We start from the raw sequence: 13660 nt of genomic DNA, 5'->3' as shown, positions 1-13660 counted from the left end.
CCGTTGATTTGATCATAGGTTTTTTTGGTTTTAGCCGCATGAACAAGCTATAAATGGTCTTGAATTTCAGATGTTCCAACAAATCTTATTAAACGATTTAGCTTTCGTTCATGCCGGTGTAATTATTGAATTGCTTAAAGTTGCCTTTTCCTTATCCTTCAAAATGTTAAAGTGGATTCCATTCTTTGCCAAATGGTTATATTCGTAGATTATTTAAACTCCTTATGAAAAAAATATTCTTCCTTTTTATACTGGGCTTTATTGTTCAAGTCGATTTGTTGATTGCTCAAAATTCACCAACCATTCATTGGCATAATGGGCTAAAATTCGCTGCCAGAGATGTTTCTGAATTCCAAGAACATTCAACGTCAGAGTTACATCGGGGTTATTATTACCGCTTATTGTCGTTTGACCGGGTTTTATCTGCCGCTGATAAATCTGGATTATTGCAAAATGGAATAGAGATTCTCGAATACATTCCCGACATGAATTATTTGTGCCGAATAAATTCTGGAATTTCCCGGTCCAACCTGACTCCTGAAGGTTTATTGGCAAGTTACAAGCTTTCTCCTTCATTAAAATTGTCGGGGAGTCTGCTTCGTGGTGAAGATTGTCAGAAGATCGGTTCTGTTTCCAAAGTAGTCGTTCAATTTTTTCAGAACACTCTGGACTCATCTGTAGTCAATTTATTAAAACAGAGGGGAATTCAATTGGGAAAAGTTCATTTAAATGAAGATGTCGCCTATGCCCGGGTAGAAAGCAATCAACTGAATTGGTTGGCCGAACAAGTGTTTGTTAAATTCATCGATTGTGAATCTTTGCCGGGTGTACCGGAAGACCGCGAAGGAATAAGTCTGCACCGGGTAAATATGATCACAGCCAATGGCAAAGAAAATTTATTTCTCGACGGTAGTGGCGTTAAAGTCATGGTTCGCGATGATGGATTGGTAGGCCCGCACATAGATTTTCAAGGAAGGCTGACCAATGATGTATTGAATGATATCGGCACACACGGCGATGGCGTTGCAGGGGTGATGACAGGTGCCGGTAATTACGATCCCCTTGTCGAAGGAATGGCCCCCGGAGCTGAATTATTTGTAATTAATTATCAACCCGATTTTTTAGATAAAACTTTGGACTACCACCAAAAAGAGGGAGTCGTGATTACCAACTCATCATACAGCAACGGCTGTAACGTGGGTTACACAATTGAAGCGCAGGTCGTCGACAAACAACTCTATGAAAACAGAGAACTGATTCATGTTTTCTCTGCAGGAAATTCAAACAATCAGGACTGCGGCTACGGTGCCGGAAATCAATGGGGCAATGTGACGGGTGGACATAAAATAGGGAAGAATTGTCTGACGGTTGCCAATCTGAGACTGGATGGCATTCTGGAATCCAGCTCATCCAGAGGTCCTACCCGCGACCGCAGATTGAAACCGGAGATCTCGGCTCGGGGAACCAATCAACTCTCAACTGCACCGGATCACGGCACCCAGGTCTTTGGAGGCACTTCTGCTGCCGCCCCGGGAGTTGCCGGAGTTTGTGCTTTGTTGTATCAGGCATATAAAAATTTAAATGGAGGACAAAACCCCGAAGCGGCATTGATCAAAGCAGCGATAATGAATACAGCGACCGATATCGGAACTCCCGGGCCGGATTATCAATTCGGATTCGGAGTGATCAATGCTTACAGAGCTTTCAAACTGATTGAAGCTAAAAGATATCAGAAAATAAAAATTGAACACGGGCAAAATCTCGAATTTAAATTCAATGTTCCAGCCAACATCCCTCTTGCAAAATTTATGATTTACTGGCCGGAAAAAGAAGCTTCTCTGATGGCAGAGAAAGCATTGATCAACGACATCGATTTTGTGGTAACGGATCCCGGTGGAACGCAATTAAAACCCTGGCTTTTAGATCCGTCACCAAATCCGGTAACTCTTGCTGCCGGAGCCGGCAAAGGAACAGACACGCTTAATAATTTTGAACAGGTATCCATCGTCGAGCCAATGGCTGGTGAATATACCTTAAAGATCAATGGAAAATTTGTTCCTTCTTCTGATGTCGACTTATTCATTTTATACGAAATCGAAGATCAATTCCTGCGCTTAACTTATCCGGTAGGAGGAGAACAGTTTAGTATCACGGAGTCCAGTCAAATACATTTTACGGCTTATGGCAATGACAGTATAAATATTTTTCTATCGACAAATGCAGGTGCTGATTGGTTGAACATTGGCAAAAGAATTGCAGGATCGAGATTAGCAACTTTTGTCATACCCAACAACCTGTCTTCCGATTCATGTCTGATCCGAATTCAACAAGGGAATCAAAGCGATCAAAGCGATTTCTTCACCATCACCAATGGAGTCCTGGGTTTTAATTTTACCAAATATTGCCCGGGCGAAATGGAATTGAGTTGGAACCGCTCGTCTAAAGATAGTTTTTTAGTCTATCAGTTAGGTAATAAATACATGGAAGCCGCTGCGACCACTTCAGAAACCAACATATTGCTTCCCAATGAAGATCCCCGAATTAAAAAATGGTTGAGCATTTCTGGTTATCAGGGAAATGCATTGAGTAGAAGGGAATTGGCAATCGCAAGTCCGGATACACTTATTGGATGTAATATCCAAACCGATATTGGTTTGCAAATTTCAGCGGCAAACCTTCAAAATTATTATTCCTGCGATGAAGCTTATGCCACTCCTGATTTTAACGTCATCAACAGAAGCATAACACCAATTGATGAATTTACAATTACGGCAGAATCCGACAATGGTTTGGTTTCCGAAACGTATAACATTCGCATTGAGCCGTATGATACGATATCCATAAAATTTGAAAAAGGAATTCTTGTAAAAGGAACTCAGCAAAAGCAAATCAAAGCCTGGGTCGAACAAACCACAGATCAAAACCCATATAACGACACCTTGATTTTTTCTGTCAATTTAGTGCAACTCCCTGAAATTACAGGTACCTATCCCATGATTGAAGAGTTTGATGCTTCGACTTTTCCAACCAATTGGCTGCTGACAAATCCAATTGACAATTCAACCTGGAATACCGTTCGCGTGCAAAACAGGAGAGGGATATTAGACAATGCCTTGCTTTTTGACAACAACAATCAGGTACTAAGAAATCAACCCATCACCATCACTTCAAAAATAGCAGACCTGAGCAGTGCTCAGGAGCCTTATCTGTATCTGGATTTTGCACACCATTCTTTTTCTACCAGTATTTATCAGGACAGCTTCAGAATTGTCGTCAAAGAAGTTTGTGGTTCAACACATGCGGAAAAAGAACTTTTAGCCGGGCGTTCACTTGAATTAAAGACCGTTGCAGCATCTCCAACGATGAACTGGACACCTGTGGATTCATCCTGGTATTGGCTGGCTTATGATCTTTCAGAATTTAAAGGAAAGAAAGTCGTGGTTGAATTTCAGATCCTGCGTGGACATAATAATCGAACGGTTTTGGATCGGGTGGAAATTCGGGAGAAATATCCTGAAACGGCTATGGCTGATTTTACGATCAATCCGAATCCGGGCTGTTATACCAAACAAGTTAGTATTGCTGCTGCATCAGATGCACAGAACCCAAGATATTATGTGGATGCGGGAACCGGTGCAAGTCCGAAGTTATTCGATGGCCCAGGTCCGCACAGCACGCGATATACCCTGCAAGGTGATAAACGAATTGTCTTGCATGTAAAGTCTGATCAATCGACTGATGCGATTGTAATCAAAAAACTGGCTCTTGCAAATACCGTTACCATCAGCTATAGTTGGTCGATTGTATCGGGACGCACCGTGCAGTTCAAAAACAATTCCATCAACGGCGAGACTTATTTATGGACCTTTGGCGACGGACAAACATCTACTGAAAAAGATCCTGTGCATGAATACGATTCTGCAAAAGTATATCGCGTCAAACTAACAGTCGTAAATCCTTGTGGAACTTACAACCGCACGGTTGAAGTCGACCTCACGCTCACTGCTACAAATGATCCGGCGACACTGAGTTTTATTAAAGTTTTTCCAAATCCTGTGGAAGACGTATTGAATATTACTTCTGCAAAAATGATTGAAAACATCTGTATTTTTGATATGAATGGAAAAATGCTGAATGAACTAACAAACGTTCGTTCGTATGAAGCTCATATATCAACCAGGGGTTGGATTCCGGGAAATTATCAGATTGCCATTACGGGAAGCGAAGGCACGGTTAGAAAATATTTTCAGAAATTGTAAAGTAATAAAGAAGTAAGGGAACTACTTTCTTGGGATAGGATTTGAGCAGGGCATCACTCAAGATGTAATTTATTTTGTCTGGCTAAAAGTTTGGCTTCACTTTCTTTTCTGTCGGGATCCGGTACGCAACAATCCACCGGACAAACGGCAGCGCATTGAGGTTCTTCATGAAAGCCTTTACATTCGGTGCATTTATCCGGAACGATGTAGTAGTATTCGTTGCTGACCGGTTTGAGTTTTTTGTCTGCATCGACCAAAGTGCCGTCTTCCAGAGTATAGTTGCCTTTCAATTTTGTGCCATCAGACATCGCCCACTCAATACCGCCTTCGTATATTGCATTGTTAGGGCATTCGGGTTCGCAAGCTCCGCAATTGATGCACTCTTCTGTAATTATGATAGCCATTTTAAAATTCTGTTCAAAAAAATATAAGCTAATAAAACTAAAAATAAAGTTCCAAATTTAAATAAGATAACAAGGCTTGTTGTTTAATGTTTAATTCCATACATTTAAATTGTGGGGTCACCGGATCAGAAAAGCCTGAAGTAAATTGTGGTTGTTCGCAGCAACAATAAAATATTTGTTTTTTCCTCTTACAATTCTCATTTCTCTCAAATCGTGCTGCAATTTCAGGCCGGACATGGCATTCGATACCGGAACGAAATTACCTTGCGGAGTATTTAAGAGAATTTGCCCGACATTGGCATCATTTCTTGCTGTTTCCACTTCCCGGTTGTAATAATTACCCGCAACCAGAATATCAGAAATACCATCTTGATTGAAATCGTAAAAAGCCATACTTTGCAGAGTGGAGAGCTGGGCTTCCACAGGCAAAGGGGAGGCTTTGAAACCTTCACTGCCATGATTGTATAATATTATACTTTTAAATTCGGTCGCCATTTTTTTAGTGGCTCCATCCATTTTGCCTTCCAATATTTCTTCGATGGAAGCTTTGGCAAACTGGTCGTAGTTTTTAAATTTATCGAGAATAAACGGCATTTGCTCAGAAGAGCACTGACGTCCTCTGACGGGATATAATTTTCCTTCCTTGCTTTTCGATGCAAGATAAGTATCCCAGGTCCCGTTTTTATCAAAGTCATTGATGTACAAATAAAATGGTTTTTCCTTACTCGCTTTAAACTTGGAGTTTAAGCCCAGATTTCCCAACACCAGATCAGTTTTACCATCGTTGTTGAGATCAACAGGAATTACAATGTTCCACCAGCCAAATAAACTGTCTGTTTTTAATTCATTTGTGGCTTCGGTATATTTGTTTAATTCATTTTTAAATATGCGCACAGTGCTCCACTCGCCGACTACAACAAGATCTGCATCGAGATCCTGATCAATGTCTGTAAAACACGCACTGGTAACACATTCAAACCGTTCCAGCATCTTACTGCACCACTGCTGTGTCCTGTCTGTAAACACAGCTTTGTCGTTGATAAGAATAGCGCTCCTTTCAGAAAGTCCATACTTTCCCGGAACCAGACGTCCTCCCAGAAAAATATCCAGGTCTCCATCCCCATCGATGTCAGCAACTTCTGCACAACTTTTGCTGAATAATAGTTTAGGTAAATTTTGTGTGGCATCCGTAAAATTCGCATTGCCATCATTCAAATAGAGGTGGTCTGCATACAATGGAGAACCTTCCGGAAATTCATTGCTTCCGCTAACGGTGTAAATATCGATGTCGCCATCGTTATCAGCATCGAAAAAAGTTACATCCGTAACTTCCTGCGCTCCATATTTAGCCCAGGGTTGCGAAACGGAGAGCACAAATTTATCTCCTCCGGTTTGCAATAAAAGTTGACAGGTTGTTCCAGAAGAATTACTCAGGAATATATCATCCAACCCATCCTGATTTAAATCGCCGGTTTCAAGCGCAGGGCCTAAAGTAGATTGTTTGTAAGGAATCAAGACTTCTCTTTTGTAATCGTCGTATTCATTTTCGCGATGCGCAATCTTGTCAAAACACTTTTCGCTTACTTCTTCGGTGAGGATAAAAGGAACGCGTTGCATCAATTGCTCTGTTAATTTCAAAGTGGCCTCTGACTCTTTTAATTGTAGTGTTTTATTTGCTTTTACTTTTTGGAGCGTTGTAGTTTTTCCTCCGGGCCAACGTACAATTACAGAATCAATTTCATCGGCCTCAGCTAATCCAAATGTGAGAAAAGGTTCGGAACAGGACATGTATCCTCTGGTATTGTATAATTCGGCAAGTTGAATTTTGTTGTTGTCGTAAATCAATTGAACTCTGGCTCCAAAGGACCTCGGATTTTTTTGTTCGCCAATGAGTTGCAGGCGCAAATAATTTCCGTTGTTCTGATCTGCAGCAAGATTTTTATAGACAAATGCTTCCTGGTTAGTATTGTTGACAACGAGGTCGACATCGCCGTCGTTGTCGAGATCGGCGTACGCCGACCCTTGTGAAAAGGATTTATCTTCGAGTCCCCATTTTGCCGAAACATTGTCGAAGTGTAAACTTCCGTCGTTGTGATACATGTAATTGCTCAGGGGCATCGACGGACCTTTTTGAATAATTTCTAATCTGGGTATGGACTTATCTTCAAATGCTTCAAAAGCATAACTCGTGAAATCCCTGTTTCTGATGTCACGCAGAATTCCATTTGTAACATACAAGTCTTTGTATCCATCGAGATCAAAATCAGTGAAAAATGCACTCCAGGACCAATCGGTTTTTCCAACACCTGCCATTAAGCCGATCTCACTGAACAAACCGTTGCCTTGATTTAGTTGAAGCGTGTTGAACATGTATTGAAAATTATGTCCCGAATTTGCAAACTTCCAAAATGTTTCAGGACTCATAGCGGCCATGTTGGTCTTGTTGCGATAATGATCTTCCGGGGTCATGTCGGCTACAAAAATATCGAGCCAGCCATCGTTGTTGATGTCTGCGGCATCAGCACCCATACTGAAATTGCTGATGTGTTTCAACGCAAGTGTCGAAACATTTTTAAAAGTTCCGTTGCCATTGTTTACATATAAAAAATCACCGTAGTCATAATCGTTTGCAATGTAGATATCCGGATAGCCATCATTGAAAAAATCGCCAACCGTTGCACTCAATCCGAAAGCAAAATTTTGCACACCGGCAGATTCGGTAACGTTCGTAAATTTTCCTTGCCCTTCATTGCGATACAAGTGATCTGAATACTGGAAATCAGGAATGCCTCTGCTCATGATTGGATTTCTGGTTTCATTGTGATTGGGAGGCTGGTTTACGACATAAAGGTCGAGATCGCCATCGAGGTCGTAATCAAAAAAAGCAGCGTGTATGGAAAAACCAGGATCGTCCAGTCCATATTCTTTTGCGCGTTCTGAAAAAGTATTGTTTTGATTGTTGATGTACAATTTATTTCTTCTTCGGTCCGGATCGAGGTACATGTGACAACAAACATAGATGTCGTCATACCCATCGCTGTTGACATCTGCAATGGCCACTCCGCCGCCCCATTCATTTCCACCTTCAATACCTGCCGGGGATGAAATATCTTCAAATTTAAATTGACCTTTATTCAAATAAAGTTTGTCTGCATTTTGATTGGAAACAAAAAATACATCCTGAAGTCCATCGTTGTTGATATCGAGTATGGCTACACCGGCACCGGTATAAAAGCCATCGTAGATCAAAACATTTTCTTCTTCTGTTTCTTTGAGCTCGTTATTAAATTTAATACCCGTATGAACGCTCGTTAGTTTTTCGAATTTCATCGGGGAAGACCCGGAAGATTTCTGAGCATCTTTCGAACAGGAAAATAACAGAACGGAAAAAACCAGTAAAATTGAAATACCCGTTTTGAAATGAACTTTAAAAGCTGTTCCGGCGAAAGAAAATAACGTATTCAAGTGCACCATAATATGAAATATAAATAGATGTATGCCTGCATTATGCAGCAAGCGGCAAAGATAGTTAGAAATGAATTTTCAGGTAAAACTATATGTGGTTTTGGCAATGCAGGTCGCTTCCTGATGTTTGCGTCTCATTAGGCAGAACGCTAAAAATTCAAGAGGACCCTGATTGATGATCAATATGGCAATGGTTTATCAGAGAGGAATGTTGCCATGTTTTTTTCTGGGAAGATTATCCACTTTTGTTTCAAGGCTGGCAAAAGCTTTGATCAGTTTGATTCGGGTTTCAGATGGAAGGATGACATCGTCGACAAAACCGCGTGCAGCTGCATGGTAAGGATTTGCAAATTTCTCTGCATATTCCTGCTCTTTCGTCAATTGAGCGGATGAAGGATCCTCGGCGGATTCAATTTCTTTTTTAAAAATGATCTCACTGGCACCTTTAGCACCCATTACGGCAATCTCAGCCGTGGGCCAGGCAAAATTGAAATCGGCACCAATGTGTTTACTGTTCATCACATCGTAGGCGCCGCCATAAGCTTTTCGGGTGATGACAGTCACTCTGGGCACCGTTGCTTCGCTAAATGCATACAACAATTTGGCACCGTTGGTGATCACACCATTCCATTCCTGGTCGGTTCCTGGCAAAAATCCGGGTACATCTTCAAAAACCAAAATAGGAATGTTGAAACAATCGCAAAATCGAACAAAGCGTGCGGCTTTTTTAGATGCATTGACGTCGAGACAACCCGCCAGGTTCATGGGTTGATTTCCAACAATTCCAATACTTCGACCGGCTAGCCTGCCAAAGCCGACGACAATATTTTCTGCAAAATCTTCCTGGATTTCAAAAAAGCTGTCTTCGTCAATGCATTCCTCGATCAGGGATTTCATGTCGTAAGGCTGGGACGCCTGTTCCGGTATGATCTCGTCTAAAACAGGTCTCCTTTCATCTCCAAAAGTGTAGGGTCGATCCGGACAGGTTTCTTCGCAATTTTGAGGCAGATAGGAAAGCAGTTTTCTGATTTTCATCAGACAGTCTTTATCGTTTTCTGCGGTTAGCTGCGTGACCCCGGATTTGGTGGCATGCGTATGGGCACCTCCAAGTTCTTCGGCGCTCACCGTCTGATTAGTCACCGTTTTGACCACATTGGGTCCGGTCACAAACATATAACTGCTGTGCTCAACCATGAGTACAAAGTCGGTAATCGCGGGGGAATAAACCGCGCCGCCGGCACAGGGTCCCATGATCGCTGAAATCTGCGGAATGACACCCGAGGCCCGGACATTCCGGTAGAATATATCGGCATAACCAGCCAGAGACCTGACGCCTTCCTGGATCCGGGCGCCACCGGAATCGTTCAAGCCAATCACTGGGGCACCATTTCTCAAGGCCATGTCCATGATTTTACAAATTTTTTCGGCGTGGGTTTCCGATAAAGAGCCTCCAAATACGGTGAAGTCCTGTGCATACAGATAGACCAATCGGCCGTCGATGCTGCCGTAACCGGTCACCACACCGTCGCCGTAAAATAGTTGTTCCTGCATTCCAAAATCAGAAGTCCGATGCGTAACCAGCATGCCCATTTCTTCAAAACTACCCGGATCGCAAAGCAGTTCGATGCGCTCTCTGGCCGTCAGCTTTTTCTTGTTGTGCTGTGATTCGATTCGTGCGCATCCTCCGCCTTCCAATGCTTTATCTTTAATGTTTTGAAGTTTGTTGAATTTGTCTTTGTGCATACTGCAAAGGTAGAAAGCAAATTGGAGGATATCGTGTGAATTAAAACCTTGTTGGCTGCCGATGAAAAAATGGAGATTCAATTTACAGCGCTAACTTTGCGGTTCAAATGAATCAAAACATGATGATTAAAACGCGTTATAAAATTTTGTGCATGGTTTCTGTTCTATTTCTCCTGCCCATTTCATGTAAAATGAAAAAGGAACAGGTTCAGGATGCAAAGACCGCTTCAAAACCTGCCGAGAAGCGCGTAATGCCCGATACCCTGCCGCCTCCATCGCAGGAAGATCTGGAGAAACAGCAGGCTTCCTACAACCTGATCGAAGAGCTGGAGGCTTATCTTTCTTCGCAAAAGGACCTGAGCAAATTTGCGGCTTTGGTAGGTCGCATGAAAGGCAAACATTTGTTTGCGAATTCAGGTAAACAGGGTTACAGAATACTGGCAATTACAGATGCCGGATTTATGAAAATGCCGGAAAGAGTAAGGTTGATGCTGACTGATGATTCCGGAATGCATTTGGGCTATCAAATGAAATTTTTCATTCATCATGCTTCGCCTCAACCCATAAAACCATTCGCTGGTTATGCTTTTACTGCCATGTCCGGACAAAGTCTCAGGTTTAGCCGGGATAGTGTTTCGATGCCTGATTTAAAAAGGACCTCTGCTTTTAAAATAGCTGGTATGGCGGGATCCAAATTGCATGTCTTCCGTTTGGATGAAGCCTTATTTTATTAAGTATCAGAGGACGCTGAGTCCTTAACGAAAAATAAAGATTGGAAATGATATTCCGGAGTAGACAGGTAATACTCATTTACCTGTTCTGAAATTCGTTTTCCGGAGGAATGGTCCATTCAGGCCAGGATAACAGATATTCAATAAAATTTATTTTCAGAATCGCAAAGAGATAAATATTTATCGAGTTCATTCGTGCTGCCTTTGATCTTGGTTTGCAATTGGAAGTGTTGAATTTATATAATCAAAAAAATTAATCTTTAATTTGCAGTCTTACAGCTTTGAATTTAATGCCTGGCGCATTAAATTTACAGGGTCTAAAGTTAAAATCACTCAAATTTTGTTTCTTATGGAAAAACGTTTAAAACTACACCTGAACCTCAAAATCCTATTGGTTTTCATATTCATGTTCATGCTCAATTGGGCACATGCTCAATTGCCGCCATGCGATCCCGGACTTGGCAATACCCTGGATCAGATCAACAACACTCCTGTTACTGTGTCTATCAATTCAAACAATTGTAAAGTTTTGGTCCCTGATTTATTGAGCCGATGGGTGGCATCACCCGGACCTGGTTTTGATCTGATCAGTGTAAGCCAGGCACCTTCATCAAGTGAGCAGATTACGATGCCTGGTGGAAGTGTGTGTTCAAATGACGACATCGAAGTGTATATCGAAGCGATCTTTTTTTACTTTGGAGATCCTACCAACAGCGAGGATGATATTTTGTGCAGCATCGTATTGTCTGATTTCTTTGATGCGGTCGATGAAACCATGCCAAGTTTCGTTGGATTTGGCGACATGACCATCAATGTCACAAACGATTGTGTCATCGATGCTGTGGATGTGAAGTTATTGCTGAAGAAAGCACATGTAAAAGATAATTGCACCAGCAAGGATTATCTGGTAGCCAATAGTTGGGTGACCCCTTGCGGACAGAATCCACCACCGGATCCGGAATGCCCGGAAGGGATTCAATGCTGGACATTTCACATCGTAGATGCCTGTGGGAATGAAAAGGAGCAGGATATCGATGTCACCGTTAATGAAAATGTTCCTCCGGTCATCAATTTACCCAATAACTTTACCTTAAATGCAAACGTGGATTGCGAGATTACAGAATTGCAGTTGCTGGCTTTGGTGAATGCTTCGCATGTAAGCGACAATTGTACCAGCGATGCTACCTTGTTGGCCAATCTTCAGGTTGAATACGGCGGATTTGAATGTATCAGCTATCTGCCCGGAGAACCTATGGTGACCTGCCCCTACAATCCGGAAGGCGTGTATTGTTATACGTTTACAACGACAGATGCCTGTGGAAATGTATCCAATCCCGAAGTGGTGAGTATCTACGTGAAAGATGTAACGGCTCCTGTTTTAATAGCTCCTGCAGATTTTTCAGTTTGTTGGCCGGATCCCAATTACCCATTCCAAAATTTTACACTGGAGCCTACAGTGATAGAAGCCTGTGATGCAGATTGCGACATTACCTGTATCATCTACAGCCAGCGCATACTTTCTCTTACCAATCCTCCAAAGGGGGCCTATGGTAATAATGTATATCCGGTGATCAATCTTGCCTCTGGTCCGCGTTTAGCAAAAGTTCGGGTTTGTGCACAAGACCTTTGTGGCAACGGTGCGCTCAACCCGCCATTGAATGCACCCTTGCCAGGCAATTGCTGTATATTCAATATATTACTGGAGTACGACGAGGGCTGCGCACCACCTTTAAAAGACCAACGCGATTTGACCGACAGCTATAATAAGCTTGAAAGAGTAAGTCAGGAATTAAATCACAATTCGACGGATGAGGATTTCGACCTGTATCTGGGGGCTTATCCTAACCCGTTCAGAGATCAGTCTCAGATCCATTTTAATATGGCACAGGGAGGGATGTACAGGGTCAGCCTGGTTACCCAAACCGGAAAAGTGGTAAAAATTCTCAACGGTTTTGGTCAGCAGGGAAGAAATGTGCTTGGAATTGAAAGCAGGGATCTGGAATTTGCCGGGGTATATTTTTGTCATGTCGAGACACCAAGCGGAAGTCAAACCCTGATTTTACAGCGATCAAATTAATATTCTTATAATATATAAAGCAAATAAAAAAAGGCGGTTACATCCGCCTTTTTTTTTATATATGATGGCCGTTAAGCCTCTGTATCCAAAACATTAATTTAACACATTTGGAATTATATAATTTATAATCAATTGAAATACAGCTAATATATATTTTAGTAAAAAAAAAATATAATTTTTTTGCAGGGCTGTAGTAACGAATTGAAACCAGCACTTATATTTGCAAGGTATTATTAGGGATGTAGAAGCCATCCCTGACGAAGCATAAGATTGTAAGTTATTGATTGTCTTAGGAATGGACTAATTCCTGGTGGCAATTTCTGACATACAAAACCGAACCTAGGATGAAAAGACGCACAACATTAGCAGACTGCTGTCTGCATTTACCTACTTCATGGACACTTATGGTGCTCACGGCAACCATATGTTTTGTGTCTTGTGCGTGTGGCAATAAGGCCAATAATTCTCAAAATTCCCAGACTGCCACCAAACCCGTATCCGGTCAGCAAACTTCGACAAGCACTTACGTAGCCAAAGAGGAGCTCGAATCCACTTACAAGCAAATGGTGAGTGCGGTAAAAGCACAGGCAGGTTATGAACTCTACGGGGAATTCCTCAACGACGGCAAATACCTGAATTCATTTATGAGGATGGACATCCTCAAGTATCTGGTGGTGATTCCCTCTGATGCTGCCTTGAAAACTTTGGATGAGGTGATTTTCAACAACCTCATTTATCCGGAACTGGTCACACAGGAGCATTTGAGTTTTTTCCAGAAGCATACCGCCTTTGCTGCGGTCGCTGAAGGACCAAATCCTTCCTTCAGGACTTTCCACAACAGAATGTTAAACCTTGATCTCAACAATAAAGAACTGAATTCCGGGAATTTCAAAACGCGTGTGGTGCACGTCGAACAAATTCCTCCGGCCATCCAGCTCGTTTTTGTCGAAAACCTCATCAAATAGAAAATTAAAAATGAAC

General features: G+C 42.0%; 7 protein-coding genes. 4 read left to right on the top strand and 3 right to left on the bottom strand.

Annotated features, from left to right (window positions below):
- Positions 1-224 precede the first annotated feature (224 nt).
- Positions 225-4259: a S8 family serine peptidase gene (locus IPM34_11305; protein ID MBK8956126.1), complete on the top strand. Its 4035-nt coding sequence runs from the start codon at positions 225-227 to the stop codon at positions 4257-4259.
- Positions 4260-4312: 53 nt separating this feature from the next.
- On the opposite strand, the gene IPM34_11300 is transcribed toward IPM34_11305, so the two are convergent.
- The 3 genes from IPM34_11300 to IPM34_11290 form a co-directional block, all read right to left on the bottom strand.
- Positions 4313-4663, bottom strand: coding sequence for a 4Fe-4S dicluster domain-containing protein (locus IPM34_11300; protein ID MBK8956125.1), 351 nt, complete (start codon positions 4661-4663; stop codon positions 4313-4315).
- A 117-nt stretch (positions 4664-4780) separates the two neighbouring features.
- Positions 4781-8128, bottom strand: a complete 3348-nt coding sequence (locus IPM34_11295; GenBank protein MBK8956124.1) for a VCBS repeat-containing protein — start codon at positions 8126-8128, stop codon at positions 4781-4783.
- 198 nt (positions 8129-8326) lie between these two features.
- Positions 8327-9871, bottom strand: a complete 1545-nt coding sequence (locus IPM34_11290; protein ID MBK8956123.1) for an acyl-CoA carboxylase subunit beta — start codon at positions 9869-9871, stop codon at positions 8327-8329.
- A gap of 152 nt (positions 9872-10023) precedes the next feature.
- Here IPM34_11290 and IPM34_11285 point away from each other — a divergent pair, with 152 nt between their 5' ends.
- The 3 genes from IPM34_11285 to IPM34_11275 all read left to right on the top strand — a co-directional run bounded on the left by IPM34_11285 (position 10024) and on the right by IPM34_11275 (position 13644).
- A complete protein-coding gene (locus IPM34_11285) occupies positions 10024-10605 on the top strand; it encodes a hypothetical protein (GenBank protein ID MBK8956122.1) in 582 nt (193 codons plus the stop codon).
- A gap of 346 nt (positions 10606-10951) precedes the next feature.
- A complete protein-coding gene (locus tag IPM34_11280; GenBank protein MBK8956121.1) occupies positions 10952-12679 on the top strand; it encodes a T9SS type A sorting domain-containing protein in 1728 nt (575 codons plus the stop codon).
- Positions 12680-13023: 344 nt separating this feature from the next.
- Positions 13024-13644 carry a hypothetical protein gene (locus IPM34_11275; GenBank protein ID MBK8956120.1) on the top strand — a complete coding sequence of 207 codons (621 nt, stop codon included), beginning with the start codon at positions 13024-13026 and terminating at the stop codon, positions 13642-13644.
- Positions 13645-13660: the final 16 nt, after the last annotated feature.

Source organism: Saprospiraceae bacterium (assembly GCA_016716185.1).
Lineage (GTDB): Bacteria > Bacteroidota > Bacteroidia > Chitinophagales > Saprospiraceae > Vicinibacter.
Note: the sequence above shows the minus strand (reverse complement) of the source record. Positions and strands in the feature narration are given on the sequence as shown.

Bases quoted from the DNA above. Each gene is read 5' to 3' on its own strand.
- IPM34_11305 (MBK8956126.1), top strand. From the start codon at position 225: ATGAAAAAAATATTCTTCCTTTTTATACTGGGCTTTATTGTTCAAGTC.
- IPM34_11300 (MBK8956125.1), bottom strand. From the start codon at position 4,663: ATGGCTATCATAATTACAGAAGAGTGCATCAATTGCGGAGCTTGCGAA.
- IPM34_11290 (MBK8956123.1), bottom strand. From the start codon at position 9,871: ATGCACAAAGACAAATTCAACAAACTTCAAAACATTAAAGATAAAGCA.
- IPM34_11285 (MBK8956122.1), top strand. From the start codon at position 10,024: ATGGTTTCTGTTCTATTTCTCCTGCCCATTTCATGTAAAATGAAAAAG.
- IPM34_11280 (MBK8956121.1), top strand. From the start codon at position 10,952: ATGGAAAAACGTTTAAAACTACACCTGAACCTCAAAATCCTATTGGTT.
- IPM34_11275 (MBK8956120.1), top strand. From the start codon at position 13,024: ATGAAAAGACGCACAACATTAGCAGACTGCTGTCTGCATTTACCTACT.